General features: G+C 58.1%; 16 protein-coding genes and 1 pseudogene. 11 read left to right on the forward strand and 6 right to left on the reverse strand.

Going from position 1 to position 20,563, the window contains the following annotated elements; all coding sequences use genetic code 11:
- Positions 1–93: 93 nt before the first annotated feature.
- Positions 94–1,818, reverse strand: a complete 1,725-nt coding sequence (locus tag ORG26_RS19670) for a hypothetical protein (protein WP_266364825.1) — start codon at positions 1,816–1,818, stop codon at positions 94–96.
- 268 nt (positions 1,819–2,086) lie between these two features.
- Here ORG26_RS19670 and ORG26_RS19675 point away from each other — a divergent pair, with 268 nt between their 5' ends.
- The 5 genes from ORG26_RS19675 (at position 2,087) to ORG26_RS19695 (ending at position 9,992) form a co-directional block, all read left to right on the forward strand.
- Positions 2,087–3,595 carry a sulfatase family protein gene (locus ORG26_RS19675; protein ID WP_266364827.1) on the forward strand — a complete coding sequence of 503 codons (1,509 nt, stop codon included), beginning with the start codon at positions 2,087–2,089 and terminating at the stop codon, positions 3,593–3,595.
- A 152-nt stretch (positions 3,596–3,747) separates the two neighbouring features.
- Positions 3,748–4,554 (forward strand): META domain-containing protein, encoded by an 807-nt coding sequence (locus tag ORG26_RS19680; protein WP_266364829.1) that lies wholly within the window; start codon positions 3,748–3,750, stop codon positions 4,552–4,554.
- Positions 4,555–4,680: 126 nt separating this feature from the next.
- Positions 4,681–5,937, forward strand: coding sequence for an McrC family protein (locus tag ORG26_RS19685; RefSeq protein ID WP_266364831.1), 1,257 nt, complete (start codon positions 4,681–4,683; stop codon positions 5,935–5,937).
- Between the two features lie 183 nt (positions 5,938–6,120).
- Entirely contained in the window at positions 6,121–7,437 is a 1,317-nt protein-coding gene (locus ORG26_RS19690; RefSeq protein ID WP_266364833.1) for a gluconate:H+ symporter, read from the forward strand.
- A 161-nt stretch (positions 7,438–7,598) separates the two neighbouring features.
- Complete coding sequence (locus tag ORG26_RS19695; protein ID WP_266364835.1) at positions 7,599–9,992, forward strand: PAS domain-containing sensor histidine kinase; 2,394 nt, start codon at positions 7,599–7,601, stop codon at positions 9,990–9,992.
- An 85-nt stretch (positions 9,993–10,077) separates the two neighbouring features.
- On the opposite strand, the gene ORG26_RS19700 is transcribed toward ORG26_RS19695, so the two are convergent.
- Positions 10,078–11,010 carry a proline dehydrogenase family protein gene (locus ORG26_RS19700; protein ID WP_266364837.1) on the reverse strand — a complete coding sequence of 311 codons (933 nt, stop codon included), beginning with the start codon at positions 11,008–11,010 and terminating at the stop codon, positions 10,078–10,080.
- A 289-nt stretch (positions 11,011–11,299) separates the two neighbouring features.
- On the opposite strand from ORG26_RS19700, the gene ORG26_RS19705 reads away from it, so the two are divergent.
- The 5 genes and pseudogenes from ORG26_RS19705 (at position 11,300) to ORG26_RS19725 (ending at position 17,176) form a co-directional block, all read left to right on the forward strand.
- Positions 11,300–11,761, forward strand: a complete 462-nt coding sequence (locus ORG26_RS19705; protein ID WP_266364839.1) for a RidA family protein — start codon at positions 11,300–11,302, stop codon at positions 11,759–11,761.
- 117 nt (positions 11,762–11,878) lie between these two features.
- The gene (locus ORG26_RS19710) at positions 11,879–12,985 is read left to right on the forward strand and encodes a D-TA family PLP-dependent enzyme (RefSeq protein WP_266364841.1); all 1,107 of its coding nucleotides are present in this window, start codon (positions 11,879–11,881) and stop codon (positions 12,983–12,985) included.
- 108 nt (positions 12,986–13,093) lie between these two features.
- A complete protein-coding gene (locus tag ORG26_RS19715) occupies positions 13,094–13,759 on the forward strand; it encodes an SGNH/GDSL hydrolase family protein (protein ID WP_266364843.1) in 666 nt (221 codons plus the stop codon).
- Between the two features lie 83 nt (positions 13,760–13,842).
- Positions 13,843–14,849 (forward strand): annotated as a pseudogene (locus tag ORG26_RS19720) (dipeptidase).
- Between the two features lie 374 nt (positions 14,850–15,223).
- On the forward strand, positions 15,224–17,176 hold the full coding sequence (locus tag ORG26_RS19725) for an SPFH domain-containing protein (RefSeq protein ID WP_266364845.1): 1,953 nt from the start codon (positions 15,224–15,226) through the stop codon (positions 17,174–17,176).
- Between the two features lie 101 nt (positions 17,177–17,277).
- Here the strand turns inward: ORG26_RS19725 and ORG26_RS19730 are convergent, their stop codons facing one another.
- From ORG26_RS19730 to ORG26_RS19740, 3 genes are all read right to left on the reverse strand, one after another.
- A complete protein-coding gene (locus tag ORG26_RS19730) occupies positions 17,278–17,937 on the reverse strand; it encodes a Dps family protein (protein WP_266364847.1) in 660 nt (219 codons plus the stop codon).
- Positions 17,938–18,004: 67 nt separating this feature from the next.
- Entirely contained in the window at positions 18,005–18,295 is a 291-nt protein-coding gene (locus tag ORG26_RS19735; RefSeq protein ID WP_266364849.1) for a hypothetical protein, read from the reverse strand.
- Between the two features lie 11 nt (positions 18,296–18,306).
- A complete protein-coding gene (locus ORG26_RS19740; protein ID WP_266364850.1) occupies positions 18,307–18,738 on the reverse strand; it encodes a globin domain-containing protein in 432 nt (143 codons plus the stop codon).
- Between ORG26_RS19740 and ORG26_RS19745 the strand changes: the two genes are divergently transcribed.
- Positions 18,737–18,904 (forward strand): hypothetical protein, encoded by a 168-nt coding sequence (locus ORG26_RS19745; protein WP_266364852.1) that lies wholly within the window; start codon positions 18,737–18,739, stop codon positions 18,902–18,904. The two genes, ORG26_RS19740 and ORG26_RS19745, sit on opposite strands and share 2 nt — an antisense overlap.
- A 22-nt stretch (positions 18,905–18,926) precedes the next feature.
- Here ORG26_RS19745 and ORG26_RS19750 read toward each other — a convergent pair whose 3' ends face one another.
- Positions 18,927–20,561, reverse strand: coding sequence for a RagB/SusD family nutrient uptake outer membrane protein (locus ORG26_RS19750; protein ID WP_266364854.1), 1,635 nt, complete (start codon positions 20,559–20,561; stop codon positions 18,927–18,929).
- Between the last annotated feature and the right edge of the window lie 2 nt (positions 20,562–20,563).

Raw genomic sequence — 20,563 nt, forward strand, 5'->3', positions numbered from 1 at the left:
ATTTATTTTGATGTGAATACTTTTCACCAGAAGGCAATAGCGTTTCTTACGGACTAATTCATTAATCAATGAATAAGCAGGATGAAGATATAATTACTCAACAGAAGCAGTATGAATGGTGGAATGGGTCAAATGCATCCGGTCTTTGCGTAAATAAAAGCGGGCTTCGCCGACCTGCACCGTTTTTACATATTCTTTATTGACGTAATTCGCTATCACGGGATAATGGCTAAGAAACGTCGAAGAATCCGCAAATTCCTGAGTGGTTGAGTGGAGACCTAAATCCACGATCATAAATGGGCGGTTTAGGCGAAGGTCTGTAACATACCTTTCCAAATGCCCCTGCTGAATAATGCTGGCGCTTACACATCGCTGAATGTGATTGTCACGGGTTGCCTGTGGGGTATTACTTTTAACATAAATCCAGCCATGCCATCCCCAAACAGCGAGGCGATCGTCCGGTAATCTATGTTTTCGAATTTCAGCTAAAACAGCGGTTTGAAAATTCGGTTCATTTTCGAAGCGCTTGTAATACAATTCGTCAATGTGATGAATTCCGCCCTGTTTATATCTTGCAAAGGCGGTATAAGCAGGAAGCAGGAACGCAAAGAAGCAGAAGCCCAGCATCAGTCTGAAAGCGACAACACTGTAACTTTTTTCAATGAAATTTAGCCAGAAAGCTGTTGATAAACCGACAGGAATCAAGAGAAAATATAAATGGTGAAGAAAGTAAGTGCCGGGTTTCAACACCACATAGACAGAGACTACTCCCAGGAGGCTAATTATACCTAATTGTGTGAAATCTGGCCTCTTACGATACACAAAGCACACGCAGCCAATTATAGTGGTTGCCAGGAAGGGAGCAGCGATTCCCTGCCAGAACTCTTTGGCGTAATCGAAGCTTTCCCAGGCCAGATGAAGTTGTTTGTAGAGAGGATCGGATTTTAAATGATAGATGTTTTTATATTCCAAGTTCGCAATTATGTAATAGCGCCAGAAAATAGGCAGCAAGTCAAAATGCCAGCAATAAAAAGCTACCAGGATTGTTGGCGCTATTCCGCCTGCAAACACGTTAAGCAGTGCGTTTATTTTCTTCTGATTCGGTAAGTTTGAGGTAAAAAGGCTTATCAATAAAACGACAATCAGCAATCCGGCAACAGGTACAGCCTGTAACTTGGCATATGGAACGAGCCCGGCGGCAATCCCGGAGCAAACTAACAGGCCGGATGCTATTTCGCCTTTCGCCAAAAAGCGCATCAAAACCCAAAGAATCGCCGTGCAAAAGAAAATAGCCGGAAGTTCACTGCTGTAATGCAAAAAGTCCCAAAGTTTAGTGAAAGCCAAAAACTGGACGATCAACCAGATACTGAATCGGGAAACCTGCGTAGAAAACACCTCATTTAAGGCTTTGTAAGCCATTATAAGCGTGGCAATTAACAGCAGACAGGCGAGAACCCGCGCGTGGTAATAAGTTATTGACCCCCGAAATAAGGCAGGCAGAGTAAGGAGATAACTATTAACGGGACCAATGGTATTCCCATCGACTGATTTCCAGTAGAGAGGGTCAATGGCTAACGTGATCGCCTGCGTAATTACTTGACTTTCATCTAAATCCAACTCCCGGTTGTATAGAAGGGAGGAGAGCCTGCCAACCAGCAATAATAAACTGATCAGGATAATAAAAGTGGAAGATTTGGTAAGGACCCGTAAAAAAGGAAGGCGTATGAAAGGAGGCGAAAAAAGGATATTACAGACGGTCAAGGCACTTAAACAAAAAGCAAATGCTTGTTGAAACAGAAACAACAGGTGTTGTCGCATAGCAAAAGTTAAGGAGCAGGTAAGTACAAGAGAAGGCTTAAATATATATGAAAAAATTATAATAATATAATATATTCTTGCCAGATAAATTTGTCTACCCAACTACTTTACTTCCCCGTGGCCTGTGTCTGCACAGGCCACCTTTTTTAGTTCCGGACATACGTATGCCGAGGCCCAATCGGCGCAACTCCGCTCGAAAACCCGGACCGGCGGGCATGGTAGAACCGGCGCGGTTTTTTCTTTCCCAAAACGAAACCCGTTCCACCCTATGCGATTGCTTCTCCTCTTCCTGTTCGCGCTTGCCACCACCGCGCTTATTCCCCGGAAACCCGCTCCGCCGAAGCCCAAAAACATCATTTTCATTCTGGCCGACGACCACCGCTACGACTTCATGGGCTTTACCGGGAAAGTAGCCGGACTCCAGACGCCGAACCTCGACCGGCTGGCCCGCGAAGGGGCCCACGTCCAAAACGCCTTCGTCTCCACGGCCCTCTGTTCGCCGAGCCGGGCCAGCATCCTGACTGGGCAGTACGCCCACACGCACAAGGTGGTGGACAATTTCGCTCCCCTGCCGAAGAACCTCATCTTTTTCCCGCAATTGCTGCAAAAAGCCGGTTATCAGACCGCTTTTCTCGGAAAATGGCATATGGGAAACACCGACGACGCGCCGCAGCCGGGCTTTAACTACTGGCTCAGTTTTCAGGGGCAGGGCGTGTATTACAATCCGACCTTTAACATCAACGGCAAACGCGTGGCGCATGGCGACAGCAGCTACACCACCGAACTGCTGACCGATTATGCCGTTAAATGGCTGGATGGGCTGGACCGTAACAAGCCGTTCATGCTGTATCTGTCGCACAAGGCGGTGCATGCCGAGTTTCAGCCCGCCCGGAAGGACAAAGGCCGCTACGCCGCCATGCCGATCAACTACCCGGCCTCGTTTTACCTGACCGCCACCGACACCAGCAAACGCTGGGGGCCGAACCCGCTGGCGAGTCCCGAAACGGGCCTGAAGGCGAACCTGAAGGACATGCCGAACTGGGTCAAAAAGCAGCGCTACAGTTGGCATGGCGTCGATTATATGTACCACGGACAGATCGGTTTCAACGATTTTTACCACCAGTACGCCGAAACACTGCTGGGCGTAGACAACAGCGTGGGGCGCGTCCTGAAATGGCTCGACGACCACGGACTGGCCGAAACCACGATGGTCGTCTATATGGGCGACAACGGATTCAGCTTCGGCGAACGGGGGCTGATCGACAAGCGGCACATGTACGAGGAATCGATGCGGGTGCCGCTGCTGGTGCGTTGTCCGGCCGTGGTCCGGCCGGGGACGAAGGTGGCGCAGGTCATCCAGAACGTGGATATCGCCCCGACGTTTCTGGCCTATGCCGGACAGGCCCGACAGCCCCGGATGCAGGGCGAATCGTTTCTGCCGCTGTTGCAGGGCAAGGCCGTTCCGTGGAAAGACCGGGCCTTTTACGAATATTATTGGGAGATCGACTTTCCGCAGACCCCGACCATGTTCGGCGTCCGCACCGACCGCTACAAGTACATCTTCAATTACGGGGTCTGGGACGCCAACGAACTCTATGATCTGCAGGAAGACCCGGGCGAGGTTAACAACCTGATTCGCAGTCCACAGCATCAGCAAGTCGCCCAGCAACTCCGCGGCCAGGTGTTCGACTGGCTCGAATCGACCGGCGGCATGCAGATTCCGCTGAACCGCGTCCGGCAGAAACGCAACGACCATATTTACCGGGGAACGTACTAATACAACCTTTCGGCAACGTTAGTAGTTGACAAGAAAACGTTAAAAGTTTAATGTTTAAGGTTTAACGTGACTTTGCCTCTTTATTCTCATTGAGGCGGAGCTACGTTGAACCTTAAACGTTAAACGTTAAACTTATTCAATTGCTCAACACAATGAGAACGACGGTATGGCTGTGGGTGTTGATTTGCTCCCAGGTTCTATTTTTCAGTTGCAGCCGGAAAAATCGCCGCGACCGTTCGGCTGAGCGGGCGGAAAAAGCCGATGCAAAAAGTGAGAAGAACAGCCGGGGCATTGATTTCACGGCTGTGGGTGCCCAGAATGCCTGGGCGCTGGCAATTGACTTTTCGGGAGACATGGAGTTCCGGCCGGTAGGCAGTTCGGTGGTCAAAACCATCACGCCGAAACCCCAGCGGACCACCAAAGGTCGGGGCGTCCTGTTCGACGCCCGGCAGGGAACCCGGCCGCTGCGCGTTGGCATCGAGCCGACGGTTTACCGCGACAAGGCCTCGGGGCAGGAGTACGCCTACACGGTCTGGGTAGAATCGGGCGGCAAGCGTTACACGGGCGGCGGCGGATTTCTGTACGGTGCCCTGCGGCTGAGCGATACCTGGGTTCTGGAAACGTTCCGCGGCCAGCGGATGCGCCCCGAACAGTTTGCCGGACGAATGCCGCGGCTCGAACTGGACGTGAAAGGCAACAACCTGCGCGGTTTTTCGGGCTGCAACGAAATTCGCGGCAAAGTCAAAGCGGAGGGCGACCGCATCGAACTGGAGCCGAATCCGGCCACGAAAAAATACTGCGCCTCCAGCTTTGAAGAGAGTTTTCTGCGCTCGCTGCGGGGCGTGACGCTCTACCGGGTCAGCCGCAACCGCCTGACGCTGCTCTCCAACGGCAAATACGTGATGACGTTCCGGAAAGAAGGCGGCGAGGAGGAAGACACCCGGCGCGCCGCCCGCTAAAACCGCTCACCAGTCACCTGGCGTAGCCCACGGTTTAACGTCCCAAAACCGTTGAAACGGTTCGGCGATGTACGTATATTTGACCCTCATCGTTCATTTCCCACGGTTGCAACCACGGGCTGATTTGTGACATCCCTCTTCGTCGTATCCGAACACAGCCGCCTTTACCGCGCCGCCGATTTTCCCGGTGCCGAGTGCACGCCGACAGACGCCTACCTGCCGGATGCGGCGTTTACGGCCCTCAAACAGTTCATTGCCGGGGCCGACGCCGATTTCGCCCTTTCGTTCGGCTGGCAGCGTGGCCGGGAGGTCATTCGCACGCGGAACTATGTCGGTCTGCTCGAAACCCGCGACGGCACGCAGCTCGAAATTCTGCCCAAAGGCGGCGGCCAAACGCCGGAGGTGCTGATCCGGATGCTGCGTTGCCTGCCCGACGCCCCGTTCCGGCACCTGGCCACGGCCCGCCTCGGCACGGGCCATCTGCCGCTCTGGGAAGTCTTCATTGCCGCTTTTCTGGACGAAGTCGCGGCCGTCGTCGGGCAGGGCCTGCAGCAGGCGTACACCCCGCGCGACGAAAACGCCCGGTTTCTGCGCGGAAAACTCCGGGTCGCCGGGCAGATTCAGCGGAACGCCCATCATCCCGAACGGCTGGCGGTCCGTTTTGCCGACCGGACGCCGGACGTGCCGCCCAACCGCCTGATGAAAACCGCCCTGCTGGCCGTTCAGCCGCGCATCCGGACCGCCGTTAACCAGGGCCGCGCCCGACAGTTGCTGGCTGCGCTGGATGACGTCACGATGTCGGACAACATCCGGGCGGATTGGCAGAATGCGCGGTCGGCAGGGCGGTTGTTTTCGCGGTACGAGGCGGTGCTGCAATGGGCTGAAATCCTGCTGCGGGGCCATTCGCTGCTGCCCCAATCCGGGAAATACCTGAATCTGGCCCTGCTGTACCCGATGGAAACGGTGTTTGAGCATTACGTGGCCGCAGGGTTCCGGCGCTGCCTGACGGCGGGCGAACTGTCGGTGCAGGAATCGTCGCGGCATCTGGTCGATGAACATGGCGGCGAACGGCGCTTCCGGTTGCGCCCCGACCTGATCTGGCGGCAGGGCGACCGGACGGTGATTCTCGACACCAAATGGAAAACACTCGACGCCTCCAACCCGGCCACCAACTACGGCCTCGACCCCGCCGACCTTTACCAGCTCTACGCCTACGGCAAGAAGTATCACGCTACCGAACTGCTGCTGCTGTACCCCGCCAACGACACGTTCCGGCAGCCACTGGAGCCGTTCGGGTACGAAGAAAACCTGCACCTGCGTGTCGTGCCGGTGGATTTGCGGAAGTCGATCGAAGCGACCGTCCTGCAACTGGGGCTGCTGTGAGGTTGTTTCGCGCAGATTAGTACTGATTTTAAGCGCAGATTGCCGCAGGGTCAATCAGTGCTAATTGTCGCTCAAAATCGGCGTCGCAACGGCAAACCGTCCATCTGCGAGAAATACCATCCCAACGCAGTATAGAATTCCTGCTTCGTTCTTTACCCAAGCATATATCACCGTTTCCAGCCAATGCCGCTCGTACTCACCTTTCTGGGCATCCTGCTCCTTGTTTTTCTGATTGCCTTCGTTAAACTCGACACCTTTATTTCCTTCCTGCTGGTCGCCGTCACGCTCGGACTGGTGTCGGGTATGGAAGTTTCGGCCATCGGCAAATCTATCCAGACCGGCATCGGCGGCACGCTGGGCGATCTGGTCCTCATCATCGGATTTGGGGCCATGCTCGGGCGACTGGTGGCCGAGAGCGGGGCCGCCCGCCGCATCACGAACATGCTCATCGGCTGGTTCGGCATCAAAAATATCCGGTGGGGACTGGCGCTGGCGGGCTTCATCATCGGCATTCCGCTGTTTTACAATGCCGGATTTATCATCGTCGTGCCCCTGATTTTCACCATTGCGGCCTCCTCGCGGCTGCCCATGCTGACGGTGGCCGTGCCGATGCTGTCGGCCCTGTCGGTGGCGCACGGGTATCTGCCGCCGCATCCGTCGCCCGCGGCCATCGCCAACCAGCTCAACGCCGACATCGGCCGGACGCTCATCTATGGCATCATTGTGTCCATTCCGGCCATCGTCATTGCGGGGCCAATTTTTGGCAAAACGCTGAAAGGGTTCAACCCCAAACCCGACCGGGACCTGTTCAACATCCGCGAAGTGCCCGACCACGACCTGCCGGGGGCGGGCATCAGCTTTCTGGTGGCCCTGCTGCCGGTGGTGCTGCTGACGGTCTTCGGTCCGCTGAAAAGCCGGTTTGCGGGCGATACCTTCCTCGGCAAAACCGTCGCCCTGGTTGCCGAGCCGTACATGGGAATGCTGATTTCGGTGCTGGTGGCCGTCTACGCGCTGGGGCTGCGCCGGGGCGACACGATGAAAGCCGTCATGAAACAGCTGGAGGAGGCCGTAAAAGCCGCCGCGCCGATTCTGCTTGTCATTGCCGGGGCTGGGGCGCTGAAGCAGATTTTCACCGACAGCGGCACCAGCAAATACATCGGCCAGATGCTTCAGGGCGTTGACCTTTCGCCGCTCATTCTGGGCTGGGCCATTGCGGCCGTTATCCGCGTCTGCGTAGGCTCGGCCACGGTCGCCGGGCTGACGACGGTGGGCATCATTCTGCCCCTGATTCAGCAGCAGACCGTCAAGCCCGAACTGATGGTGCTGGCCATCGGCTCCGGAAGCCTCATGTTCTCGCACCTCAACGACGGCGGTTTCTGGCTGTTCAAGGAATATTTTAACCTGAGTATCAAGGACACGATCAAGACCTGGTCGGTGATGGAATCCATCGTGTCGGTGGTCGGTCTGGCGGGTGTCCTGCTCCTGAATCTGTTCGTATAAGCGAATCGAAACGGACCGGCACTGCCCCGGCAGTGCCGGAAAAAAGCCCGTCGGGCTTCCGCCGCGGAAGTTAAAAGTGGGTTAATTTGTTAACCATTTGGTTAGTGTTGGGCTGGTTAATAGGTAAGTTTGTAACTTAATATCCTTACACGTCACTTACCATGAACAGCACATCCAGACCCATCGCTGCCCGGGGCGAACCGGACGGGCTGGAATCGTATCATCTGCTGCTACAGCTCCCGAATCCAATTCTGCTGCTGAAAGGGGAGGCGTGTATTATTACCCTTATCAATCAGCCGCTGCTGGACGTCTGGGGCAGGACCCGCGAGGCTGTTCAGGACAAGTCCTATTTTGAGGTATTCCCCGCCCGCCGCAGCGGCCTGGAAGGCGAGTTGTTTCGACAAGTACTTGAGACCGGTGAGCCGGTGGTGCGGCCGGAGGTAGACGTGCCGGTACAGCGCAACGGCCAGCCGGACACCGAAATCCATAAGATTGTGCTGACGCCGGTCCGGGACAGCGCCGGGAAGGTCGTCGGGATTCTGTGCGCCGGCTATGACATCACCTCCGAAGTACAGCTCCGCCAGAATGCCGAAGAACGGGAACGGCTTCTGCAGCAGACCAAAGACCAGCTGGATGTGGCCATCAACGCCGGTCGGGTCGGCGTGGCGCACTGGGACGTTCAGCAGAACATCATCACCTGGAGCCGCGAACAGGAAGCGATCTACGGCCTGGAAGAAGGCGAGTTCGACGGCACCATGGAGCATTTCATTCAGTTTATCCTGCCCGAGGATATGCCCGCCATTCAGGAGGCCAATGAAAAGGCCATCACTGAAAAAACGGACTACAAGGTTCAGTTCCGCATCCGGCGAAAAGACGGCGCCATCCGGTGGGTCGAGAGCCGCAGCCGGAACCTCTACAACGAAGCCGGTGAACTGGTGTACGTGACGGGCACTAATACCGACATTACCGAACAGACCGAGGCCGCCCGGCAGCTGGAACTCCGGGAGGCCCAGTTTCGCAGTACGTTCGAAAACGCGGCCGTCGGCATCGCCCACGTGGGCCTGGACGGCAACTGGCTGGCGGTCAACGACCGGCTTTGTCAGATTGTCGGCTACACCCGGGACGAACTCCTGCGGTCCAGCTTTCAGGAAATTACCCACCCGGACGATCTGCATACCGATCTGGAATATCTGCACGACGTGCTGAAGGGCAAACGAGCGACCTATTCCCTCGAAAAGCGCTATTTCCACAAGAACGGAGCCCTGATCTGGATCAATCTGACGGTCGCCCTGATGTGCCACCCCGACGGCTCGCCCGCTTACTTTATTTCGGTGGTCGAAGACATTTCGGCGCGCAAAAAGGCGGAAGAAGCCCTCAGGGAAAGCGAAAACCGCTTCCGGCTCATCGCCGAAACGCTGCCGCAGATGGTCTGGATGGCCGACGCCAACGGCAAGCCGGAATACAGCTCGAAACAGTGGGAAAGGTATTCGGGGCTGCCCACGCTACAACCCGGAAACTGGCAGAAAATCCTCCATCCGGATGACCAGCCGATGGTGGCAGAGAAATGGGCCGCCGCCTGGGCGAAGGGGGAGGGGTTCGTTTACGAAGCGCGGCTGCGCCACCACAGCGGACAGTACCGCTGGCATCACTGCTATGCCTTCCCCATCCGGGACGCGGAGGGCGTGATCATCAAATGGCTGGGGGCCGACGCCGATATTCACGACCAGAAGTTGTTTGCCGAGTACCTCGAACAGAAGGTGGCCGAGCGCACCCGCGAGCTGCAGCAGGCCAACAGCGAATTGCTCCGTTCCAACGAATACCTCCAGCAGTTTGCCTACGTGGCTTCCCACGACCTGCAGGAGCCGTTGCGCAAAATCCAGTCGTTCGGCGATATTCTCGAAGCCCGGTACGGCGAGCTGGTGGGCGAGGACGGCCGGACCCTGCTGAGTCGGATGCAGGCCGCCTCGCAGCGGATGTCGGAGCTGGTGCGCGACCTGCTGACCTATTCGCAGCTGACGACCCGGCAGCGGCCTTTCCGGTCGGTGTCGTTGCGGCAGGTGGTGGACGGGGTGCTTTCTGACCAGGAGCTGCGCATCCGCGAGCTGGCCGCGCAGGTCGAGCTGGCTCCGCTGCCGGAGATTCACGGCGATGAGATGCAGATGCAGCAGTTGTTTGGCAACCTGATCGGCAACGCGCTGAAGTACGTGCTGCCCGGCGTGCGTCCGCACGTCACCATCGCGTGTGAGCCGGTCGCCTTTGCCGACATTCCGGCCGAGGTGCTGCATTCGTCGCTGGTGTCGCCCGACGCCCACGAGGACCAGCACACCCAGACGTTCTACCGGATCAGCGTGACCGACAACGGCATCGGTTTTGAGGAAAAGTACCTCGACCGGATTTTCCAGATGTTCAGTCGGCTGGTGGGCAAGACCCAGTACGAAGGCAGCGGCATGGGGCTGGCGATCTGCAAGCGGGTGGTAGACAATCACCACGGCTACATCACGGCCCACAGCCGCCCCGGCGAAGGGTCCACGTTTGTGATTTATCTGCCGGTTTGAGGGTGCCCGGAGGCGAGCGTTTCGATGCCCGCTAAAACCCGTTTTGCCGGTTCGTCGGGACCGGGATGCCGGATGCGAGCACGGCTCACCCCACCATATCCGCCAGTCCTCGGAACAGGTTCAGCGGGTACTCTGCCCAGCGATTGCACAGATACAGATACCATTCTTTGCCATACACGACGTAGATTCGGCACTTATAGCCTCTGTCCCTGTACAGGCCAAGCTCTTCGTTGCCGATGCCGAGCAATCGTTCGAGAACATAGTTGGTCGGTCGATACGTATCGATCAGCGAAACGGTCGCTTCGTGGATTTTCTCGTGGTGGGAGGCAATGGAGCAGGGATGATTTTTCGACAAGAGCTGGTCGACATAAGCCAGATAACTGTCGTCGAGTTCAGGACCTCTCGGCATGGAAGCTCCCACCGGCGTATTGTACGCTCCCTTCACCAGGCGGATACTCCCCGGCAATTGAACCAGCTCCTTGAAATCGTCCTTCGTTCGGAAAAGGTACGCCTGCAGGGTAATGCCCAGATTGGCATGGGTTTTCAGCGTTTCTTTGTAAAGATCAAGGATGGCGTCGGTCCGGTCGGTGCCTTCCATGCTGATGATGACCTCCTGTCCGGCCTGGGCCGCTTCAAGGCAGATTCGTTCGAGGTTCTGCCGGGCCAGTTCCTTCGATACCAGCAAGCCGATATGCGATAAGTCCAGCGATATGGACGAGTGGAGGTTCCCGGTGCGCACGGCTTTCGCCAGGTTCACAAATTCATCCGTGGCGTCGCTGGCCTCTTTTTCGTTCCGGATGCTCTCGCCCATGTAGTCCGTGGTTACGGAAAAGCCAAGACGATTCAGGTTTTTTATGGAAACAACCGCTTCCTCCAGCGATTCGCCGCCGATGTAGCGGTCCGCGGCCTTTTTCAGCGTTTGGAAAAGTTTGTCGTTGGTTAGCAGAAAGCGTTTGGCTTCTTCATTTAAAGCCGCTTTTTTCAAAGCTTCTGCCCCGATCTGTAATAAGTTATCCACCTTTCGTTCAGCGTTAAAAGTTAAATGGCCTTGCCTAGAGTGCATAAAGATACGCACGTCGCGCCGCCCTGAGGACGCTACGTACCCGAGGCAAGTTATGTCGACGCGGTAAAACCGGGCCTGAGGGCTGTTGAGAATGCGTCATCCTCACGCCCGGCGTCTTCCCAAACTTCCCCCTTTTGTCTATCTTCACCCGCCCGAACCAACGGGTCCCGGTTTCGAGCCGGGTGCTAAACTATCCGAAAATTAGTATCAATCAAACGCCCGGAATGCCCTTCCGGGTTACGAAATGACTCCCGAACAAGCTTTCGCTGCCCTCAACCTTTCCCTGCCGCCCGCACCGAAACCGATGGGCGTGTACAAACCCTGCCTTATCGTCGATAACTTCATTTACGTCTCCGGCCACGGGACCGTCAAGGACGACGGCAGCCGCATCATCGGCAAAGTCGGCGTGGATATGGATGCCGACGAAGCCAAACTCGCCGCCCGGCAGGTCGGGCTGGCCATTCTGTCCACCCTCAAAGCAAATCTGGGCAGCCTCGACCGCATCAAACGGGTCATCAAGGTCCTCGGCATGGTCAACGCCACGCCGGATTTTGAGCGCCACCCGTACGTCATCAACGGCTGTAGTGAGCTGTTCCTCGCCGTATGGGGCGAAGAGGCTGGCGTGGGCGTCCGCTCCGCCGTGGGCTTCGGCTCGCTGCCCGAAAATATCCCGGTCGAGATCGAGGCGGTGTTTGAATTAAATTAATTGATGAATTGAATGAGCGGTCCGCCGCCGCTGTGATAGATTGGTAGCCGCCGGTCAGCGCAACGGCGGACTGCCTATCAATCATTCAATCATTCAAAATTCAGTCATTCAATTTCCATGTGGTACGAACTCACGAATCCCCAACAGATTGATTCGCCCGCGCTGCTGGTCTACCCCGACCGCATCGCCGGGAATATTCAGGTCATGCTCGACATGGTGAAGGGCGAGGCCGACAAGCTGTTTCCGCACGTCAAGACGCATAAAATGGACGAGGTGGTGGCCATGCAGGTGGATGCGGGCATCGACAAGTTCAAGTGCGCGACCATCGCCGAGGCCGAAATGCTGGCCGACACGGGCGCGCGCCACGTGCTGCTGGCCTACCAGCTGACCGGACCGAAACTGATCCGCTTCCGTGAACTGGTGACAGCCTATAACTGGGTGGAATGGGCGTCGCTGGTGGACAATGAAGGCTCGGCGGAGGAGCTGGCCGCTACTTTCGCCGACTCGCTGTACAGACCGATCGTGTACCTCGACGTCAACGTTGGCATGAACCGCACCGGCCACCCGGCCAACAGCGACCTCGAAAACCTCGCCCGCTGGCTGCACGACGACCCGCGTTTCGACTTCCGGGGCTTTCACGCCTACGACGGGCACCTCCGCGACCCGAATCTGTTCGTCCGGAAGGACCAGGCCGACGCCGGGCTGGCTCCGCTGGAGGCCATCATCGACCGCCTGGAGACCGAAACTGGCACCCGGCCCGCCCTGATCGTCGGCGGCACCCCCACGTTTTCGGTCCATTCCGACCGTCCGAACGCCTGGTGCAGCCCGGGCACCTGTTTGCTCTGGGACTGGGGCTACGACGACCTGCTGACCGAGCAGCCTTTCGACTGGGCCGCCGTGCTGATGACCCGCGTCATCTCGAAACCCGCTCCGGGCATCGTCACGACCGATCTGGGACACAAGTCGGTTGCCGCCGAAAACCCGCTGCCGAAGCGCGTCCGGTTCCTGAACCTGGAGAATTACGAAGTGATCGGCCAGAGCGAAGAACACCTCGTCCTGCGGGTGCCCAACGCGGAGGCTTTGCAGGTAGGCGACGTGCTTTACGGCATCCCGTACCACATCTGCCCGACGGTGGCGCTGCACGACGAAGTGCAGGTGGTCCGCGAAAACGAAGCCGTCGAGCGCTGGACAGTAGATGCGCGCCGCCGTCGGCTTACGTATTGAAATTAGTTTAGGGTTTATCGTTTAGGGTTGCTCCGCCAGGTCGGATTCAGCGGAGCAACCCTAAACGATAAACCCTAAACCCTAAACCATCACCTGCAAACCGTTCCCATGCGTACTTTTTCTCTCATCCTGTTCGCTTTTTTTGCGCTGGCTATGCAGTCGGCGAAACCTACCCGCATTATCTTTTTTGGTGATTCCATTACCCAGGCCGGGGTCGGTGCCGGCGGTTACATTACCCGGCTGAAAGACCGGCTGGCGAAGGAGAACAAAGCCGCCGATTACGAACTGATCGGCGCGGGCATCGGCGGAAACAAGGTGTATGACCTCTATCTGCGCGTCGAAGAGGACGTGATTGCCAAAAAGCCGGATGTGACGGTCATTTACATCGGCGTCAACGATGTCTGGCATAAAAGCAGCTACGGGACAGGCACCGATCCGGACAAGTTCGTGAAGTTTTACGACGCCCTGATCCGGAAAATTCAGGCGTCCGGCTCCAAAATCGTGCTCGTCACGCCCGCCGCCATCGGCGAACGCCCCGATAATTCCAACCAGCAGGACGGCGACCTGAACCAGTACTCCCGGTTCATCCGCGAACTGGCCGCTAAGTACAGCCTCCCGCTCGTCGATCTGCGGAAAACGTTCATGGACTACAACCTCAAAAACAACGCCCAGAACGCCGAAAAAGGCATCCTGACCACCGACCGCGTCCACCTCAACGAAACAGGCAACCAGATGGTAGCGGACGAGATGTATCGGGTGATAATTAAAAGTTAAAAATTAAGAGTTAAAAGTAGCCCGCCATTACGGAAGGGCTCCGCCCTTATTTTTCACTTTTAACTCTTAATTTTTAACTAACTATGTTGCTTTTCGACGCTCACCTTGATCTTTCCATGAACGCCCTCGAATGGAACCGGGACCTGACGCAACCGGTTGCCGCGATTCGGGAGCGGGAGGCTCCTCTGACCGACAAGCCCGACCGCGGCCGGGGCGTGGTTTCGCTGGCGGCCATGCGGGAGGGTGGCATCGGTCTTTGCGTGGCGACGCAGATCGCCCGGTACGTCAAGCCCGGCAACCCAATTCCCGGCTGGCACTCGCCCGCCCAGGCCTGGGCGCAGACGCAGGGACAACTGGCCTGGTACGAGGCGATGGAAGCAGCGGGCGAAATGGTGCAGCCCCGCCCATTGGCTACGTGCTGAGTCTGGAAGGGGCCGATTCGCTCGTCAACCTGTCGTATCTGGAAAAAGCCTACGCCGGTGGCCTGCGGGCCATCGGACCCGCGCATTACGGCCCCGGCACGTACGCCTTTGGCACGGACTCGGAAGGGCCGTTGCCGCAAATCGGAAAGGAGCTTTTGCGCGAAATGGAACGGCTGAACATCATTCTGGACGCCACGCACCTCTGCGACACCTGTTTCTGGGAGGCGCTCGACATCTTCCGCGGCCCGGTCTGGGCGAGCCACAACAACGTCCGGGCGCTGGTGCCGCACCAACGGCAGTTTTCAGACGAGCAGTTGCGGGAACTCATCCGACGCGGGGCGGTCATCGGCGCGGCGCTGGATGCCTGGATGATGATTCCCGGCTGGGTGCGCGGCAGTTCGACACCCCAAAACACCGGCCTGAAGCTGGAACACATCCTCGACCACATCGACCATATTTGCCAGCTGGCCGGAAACGCCGACCACGTGGGCATCGGCTCCGACCTCGACGGGGCGTTCGGCAAAGAACAGTGCCCCGGCGATCTCGAAACCATTGCCGACCTGAGCCGCCTGCCGGATATGCTGCGGGCGCGGGGCTGGTCGGAAGCCGACGTGGAGAAGTTCGCCTGGCGCAACTGGGTGGCGTTTCTGGAGCGGGCGTGGGCGTGAACCGGCGTTGGCATTGAAGGTGTTTTCCTAAACCGGATTCTTCACAAACCGCTCTCCGTTCATCAAATCCCGCCGCCAGTCCCCGATTCCGGAAACCATTCTTCTAATCTCGCTACCGACCCACCTCTCCGTTCTCGTACCTTCGCCCCGTCTCCTGAAGACAACCACGCAACACACTCCCATGTAGGCCACTACACTTTTTCTTCTCCCCAAAATTTTCGTGCTTACGTACTGGCAGCCAAGCCATTCGTCGATCCCGGTCTCGTCGTGGAGGACGGGGCGAGGGTGGCGCGTCATACAGGCAAACCCGGATAGACGCAGCGGCTGCTTACTGACCGTTTCTCATTTCTTAACCACGTTAACACAAAAAACACATGGACATCATTACCTCCTTTGGCGGGTGGCTGCTGATTCCCGCCGTTCTGATTGCGCTTTTTCTGTACAAATGGATACTTCGGTTCCTGTTCGGCATGGTCATCGTGCCGGAAGACCGGATCGGGCTGGTTACCAAGAAGTTCGTGCTCACAGGCACCAACCGCGAACTGCCCGACGGCCGCATCATCGCCACGAAAGGCGAAGCCGGATTTCAGGCCAAAACGCTGGCGCCGGGCTTGTACTGGTGGATGTTTCCCTGGCAGTACGGCGTCAGGATGGAGCCGTTTACGGTCATTCCGGAAGGCAAAATCGGGCTGGTGCTCTCCAACGACGGGGCCGAACTGCTGACGGGGAATATCCTGGGCCGCAAGATTCACTCCGACAATTTTCAGGATACCGAAGCGTTTCTGCTAAACGGCGGGCAGAAAGGCCGCCAGACCGCCTTGCTGACGCCGGGGACGTACCGGATCAACACCTACGCCTTCACCGTCACCGTGGCCGACATGACCGTCATCCGCGAAAACATGGTCGGCATCATCACCACCCTCGACGGTGCCCCTTTGTTACCCGGCCAAATCGCCGGGCGGCAGGTCGACGGGCATAACAACTTCCAGGACGTAGACCTGTTTCTCCAGAACGGCGGTAACCGGGGCCTGCAGCCGCAGGTGGTGCTGGCGGGTTCGTACTACATCAACCCCTGGGCGGTGCAGATTGAAGAAATTCCGATGACGGAGGTGCCCATCGGCCATGTCGGCGTCGTGATTTCGTACATCGGGGAAGACGGCGAGGACCTGACGGGCGACACCTTCAAACACGGCAACATTGTCCGCAAAGGCTACCGCGGCGTCTGGATGGAACCGCTGGGACCGGGCAAATACCCCATCAACACGTTTACGATGAAAGTCGAAAAAGTGCCGACCACGAACCTGGTGCTGAACTGGGCCAACGCCCGCTCGGAGTCGCACGCGCTGGACAGCAATCTGTCGACGATTACGGTGCGTTCCAAAGACGGGTTTCCGTTCAACCTCGACGTGGCGCAGATCATTCACATCCCGGCAGCCGAAGCGCCGAAGGTCATCGCCCGGTTCGGCAGCATGGTAAACCTCGTGTCGCAGGTGCTGGAACCGACCATCGGCAACTACTTCCGGAACTCGGCCCAGGACAGCGACGTCATCGCCTTCCTCAGCACCCGGAAAGAACGGCAGGAGGCCGCCCGCGAACACATCCGCAACGTGCTGGAAGTCTACAACGTCAACGCCGTGGACACGCTCATCGGGGACATCGTGCCGCCGGATTCGCTGATGAAAACCCTGACCGACCGGAAGATTGCGCAGGAAGAGGAAAAGACCTACGAAACCCAGCGGATGGCGCAGGAAAAACGGCAGGGCATGGAACGCGAAACGGCCCTGGCCGACATCCAGCGCGAGGTCGTCAAAGCGCAGCAGAGCGTCGAGATTGCCCAGCGCACCGCCGATGCCGCCGTCAAAAAGAGCGAAGGGGAGGCCCGAAGCCTCAAACTTCAGGTCAGCGCCGAGTCGGAAGCCACCAAAATCCGCGCCGAAGCCGAGGCCGAAGCCACCAGACGCCGCTCCGCCGCCCAGGCCGAAGCGACCAAGCTGACCGCCGATGCCGAAGCCGAGCGCATTGCCAAAACCGGTACGGCCGAAGCCGAAAAAATCCTCGCCATCGGCCGCTCGACCGCCGAGGCTTACGAGCTTCAGGTCAAAGCGATGGGCGACGAGAACTTTACCCGTTTCAAAATCACGGAGGAAATCGGCAAGGGCGGTATCCGCATCATCCCGGACGTCATCATCAACGGCGGCAACAACCCCACCGACGGCTCCATAAGCGGGCTGCTGGGCCTGAAACTGCTGGAACTGACCGAAGGCCGGAAATCAGAGGGCGTGCGGAAGGTGCCGATCAAGGCGGCGGCCGAAGAGAAGAAAGAGTAAGAACGATTGTGTCGCCGGGTTAAACAGCGAAGAGCGGAGTCAGGCGGAGAAAAACTCCGTTCGGCTCCGCTCTTCGCTGTTTAACCCGGTAAAATGACGCGTTATTCCGCCCGAACCACCGGCGTTTCCACCACGTGTTCGTACAGGAACCACGCCTGAAGTTCGTTGGTCCGGAGCACCTGGCTGACCAGCAGGTCGTTGGTGCCGTCGTCGCCCGCTTCGGCGGCCCGCTGCGCCGTTTCGCGGACTTGTTTCAGCACCAGATCATGCGCTTCGAGCAGGCGCGAAATCTGCACGGGCACTTCCTCCCGGTCCCGCGGCGGACGCGGAATGCGCGTCGTTTCGGCAATGTCGGCGGCCATCGCCAGACTCAGCCCGCCCAGCAGCTGGATGCGCTCGGCAATCTCATCGACCAGTTTGTTCTGTTCTTCGTAATGTTTATCAAAAAGCAGGTGCAGCTGGTAGAACGTCGGGCCGACAATCTGCCAGTGGTGCTTTTTGTACAAATCCCGGAGCGTAATCGTATCGGCCAGAATCTGGTTCAGGTCGTTGACGCTGTTTTTGCGCACGTCTTCCTCCAGCGCCAGCGGCACCCGTTGCAGCACCGTGCCGAACGACTGAAGAATATGTCCCTGCTGGTTCAGAATCGGTTCGGCCTTTTCGGTTTCGGAGGCTCCGTTCCGAGCGGAGGCCTTGGTTTTGGGTTTTTTGACTTCGTTGAGCATAAATCCGTTGGTGTAGAATGATACGTTAGTAAACATTCGTCTACCGCTTTGGTTTTGCTTTACCCAAAAAAGACCCCTCCCTCTATCGACCGGTTGCGACCCCTTAACGCCAGCGCTGATCGGTTCCGGCCAGCGAATAAAAAATCAGCCACAAACCCGTCAGCAGCGCCAGTGTGGTAGGAACGGCGGCCGTCAGCAGCGCCAGCACGTGCTGTTGCTGGAGGTATAGAAACGCGCTGGCGAACAGGCCCAGGCAGAGAAACGCCGTGAGCATCAGCCAGCCCGCCTGATAACCCGGTCCCGTAGGGGCTGGACGCTGATTGGAAACAAACAAATACAGCACGAAACACAGGGCGAAGGCGTCGATGGTCCAGCACAAGCGCAGAAAAACCATAAGACAGAAGGTTAGCGTGTAACCGGAACGGCTTCGTCGGTGGCGGCGAGCATGGCCGAGGCCAGCAGCGTGTAGCAGGCCACCCAGGCGTCGCGGACATCGTCGGTCCAGACGGTGCCCAGGCCGGTTTCGAGCGTGTCGAGCAGCGCCTCGCCCACGTAGGTGTAATGCCGGTCCTGCACGCCGTAGCGGACATGGCGGCGAGCCAACTGGGCTACTTCGTCCAGAACGTCGTCCAGCCGGTCGAGCCGGGCAATGACGTAGCCAAGCATGGTCAGCAGCTTGCGGGACTGCTCCGGGGTCGTCGTCCGGGCAAACAGCGGCTTTACCTCGGGGGCGATGAAAAACAGCCGGGCGTAGAACAAACTGCCTACCGTTTCGGCCGGAAGCTGGGCCACCAGTCCGAAGGTTTGTTTTACCAGTGAAATCTGTTCAGTAGTCATGTTGCAGGAAGATTTTCGTGAAAGCTGGGTCAAACATAGCGGCGTCCCGAAGCCCCGCCAAAATTTTGAAAACGACCGGTATCTGAAACCAGGTGAACCGGTGAAACAAGGCAGTGAACCGTTAACAAAAGAAAACCGCCCACCGGAAAGTCCGGGGGCGGTTTAAGGAAGAAGCTATTGGCTGGAGCTTACCAGCCGGGATTCTGCTTCAGGTTTTTCGGCGCGCGGTTGAGTTCCACCTGCGGAATCGGGAAGCGGTACATCTTGGCGTTGAAAATCCGGCGGTCCACCTCAAACCGCTCGTACGTCAGGGCCGTGCCGTTGCGCGTAATTTTGATGCCCGTAACGGGCCGGTTGAACAGCTGTTCGCCCCGCTTCCAGCGACGCACATCAAAGAAGCGGTGTTCCTCGAAACACAGCTCTACCTGCCGTTCCCGCTGAATCCGTTCGCGCATCTGGTCTTTGGTCAGGCCGGCCGGCAGGGCGGGCATGCCCACCCGCGCCCGGATCTGGTTGACGGCAGAATAGACGTCGGCCACCGGTCCCTGGGCTTCGTTGAGCGCCTCGGCATAGTTCAGCAGCACTTCGGCATAGCGGAACATCACCCACGGACGACGCACGTTGATGGCCGAACCGACGCCCCAGAAGGCGCTTTCGCTCATGAATTTGCGCATGTAGTAACCCGTCTTGGTGCTGTTGACATTGGTCGGCACCCGGTCGCGGCCCCCTTCGAAGGTCTCCACGGCCCGCCCCTTGAAGGTCTGCCCGTTGGTGATGATGAACAGCGCCAGACGCGGATCGCGGTCGGCGTACGGGTTGGCCGGGTTATAGCCCGAGGTCGGGTCGGTGATGGGCTTGCCGGTCGAGCGCACGTCGAAGGCGTCCACCAGTTCCTGCGTCGGATTGGTACGGCCCCGCGCCCCGTCGTAGCTGATGGGAGCGTTGTTGAGTTCGAGCGTGTTGTTGTTGTCGGCCTGGGTCGCAAAGATCACCTCGTTGTTGTAGGCCAGCGTGCCGTAGTTCCAGAGGTTCGGCAGCTGCGCCTGCGTCAGCAGGTTGTGCTTGCCGGTCGCCACCACGGCCCGGGCGGCATCGGCGGCCCGCTGCCACTTCGTAACGTCGTTGCCTTCGTTGTTGAGCGGGCTGGCCGCGTACAGCAGCGTCCGGGCTTTCAGGGCCAGAGCCGCCGTAGCCGTGGCACGGCCTTTATCACCGGCTCCCAGATCGACCAGCGACGGGGTGAGGACGGCCGCGGCCGAGTCGCAGTCCCGCGCAATCTGGGCGGCCACCTCATCCACCGTGCTGCGCGGCAGATCGAGGTCGTCGGACAGCGTAAAAGATTTGGTCGCCAGCACGATGGGGCCGTAGCGCCGCATCAGTTCGAAGTGGAACAGGGCCCGCAGGAAAAACGCCTCGCCGCGCAGTTTCGGAATGTCCGAAGCCGGAGTAACGCCGCTTTCGGGCGCTTTTTCCAGAAAGATATTGGCCCGGCGAATGTAGTTGTACATGTTGGCGTACTGGTCGTCATTCGTCCGCAGCGAACCCCAGGTGTCGTTGTTGAAAATATTGATCGACGACGTGAGGTTGGAGTTCACCGCTTCGTCGGACGCCTGCGACAGCATCGAGCCGTTGCCGTCGAGGTTGTACCGGTTCAGCAGGCCGAAGTACACGTTGTTCAGAAATCCGCGGGTGTTGCGGTCCGACGACCAGATGTCGTTCTCGTCCCGGATGTTTCCGTCGGTATACGTAAAATCGAGATAGTCGTTTTTGCAGGCGCTCACCAGCGTCATGATGGCAAAAACGGGTATGAATAATTTTCTCATAA

This window comes from Tellurirhabdus rosea, assembly GCF_026278345.1.
Taxonomy (GTDB): Bacteria; Bacteroidota; Bacteroidia; order Cytophagales; family Spirosomataceae; genus Tellurirhabdus; species Tellurirhabdus rosea.

Excerpts from the sequence above, each read along its gene's own strand:
- ORG26_RS19670 (WP_266364825.1), bottom strand. The coding sequence starts at position 1,818 with ATGCGACAACACCTGTTGTTTCTGTTTCAACAAGCATTTGCTTTTTGT.
- ORG26_RS19675 (WP_266364827.1), top strand. The coding sequence starts at position 2,087 with ATGCGATTGCTTCTCCTCTTCCTGTTCGCGCTTGCCACCACCGCGCTT.
- ORG26_RS19680 (WP_266364829.1), top strand. The coding sequence starts at position 3,748 with ATGAGAACGACGGTATGGCTGTGGGTGTTGATTTGCTCCCAGGTTCTA.
- ORG26_RS19690 (WP_266364833.1), top strand. The coding sequence starts at position 6,121 with ATGCCGCTCGTACTCACCTTTCTGGGCATCCTGCTCCTTGTTTTTCTG.
- ORG26_RS19695 (WP_266364835.1), top strand. The coding sequence starts at position 7,599 with ATGAACAGCACATCCAGACCCATCGCTGCCCGGGGCGAACCGGACGGG.
- ORG26_RS19705 (WP_266364839.1), top strand. The coding sequence starts at position 11,300 with ATGACTCCCGAACAAGCTTTCGCTGCCCTCAACCTTTCCCTGCCGCCC.
- ORG26_RS19710 (WP_266364841.1), top strand. The coding sequence starts at position 11,879 with ATGTGGTACGAACTCACGAATCCCCAACAGATTGATTCGCCCGCGCTG.
- ORG26_RS19715 (WP_266364843.1), top strand. The coding sequence starts at position 13,094 with ATGCGTACTTTTTCTCTCATCCTGTTCGCTTTTTTTGCGCTGGCTATG.
- ORG26_RS19725 (WP_266364845.1), top strand. The coding sequence starts at position 15,224 with ATGGACATCATTACCTCCTTTGGCGGGTGGCTGCTGATTCCCGCCGTT.
- ORG26_RS19730 (WP_266364847.1), bottom strand. The coding sequence starts at position 17,937 with ATGTTTACTAACGTATCATTCTACACCAACGGATTTATGCTCAACGAA.
- ORG26_RS19735 (WP_266364849.1), bottom strand. The coding sequence starts at position 18,295 with ATGGTTTTTCTGCGCTTGTGCTGGACCATCGACGCCTTCGCCCTGTGT.
- ORG26_RS19745 (WP_266364852.1), top strand. The coding sequence starts at position 18,737 with ATGTTGCAGGAAGATTTTCGTGAAAGCTGGGTCAAACATAGCGGCGTC.
- ORG26_RS19740 (WP_266364850.1), bottom strand. The coding sequence starts at position 18,738 with ATGACTACTGAACAGATTTCACTGGTAAAACAAACCTTCGGACTGGTG.
- ORG26_RS19750 (WP_266364854.1), bottom strand. The coding sequence starts at position 20,561 with ATGAGAAAATTATTCATACCCGTTTTTGCCATCATGACGCTGGTGAGC.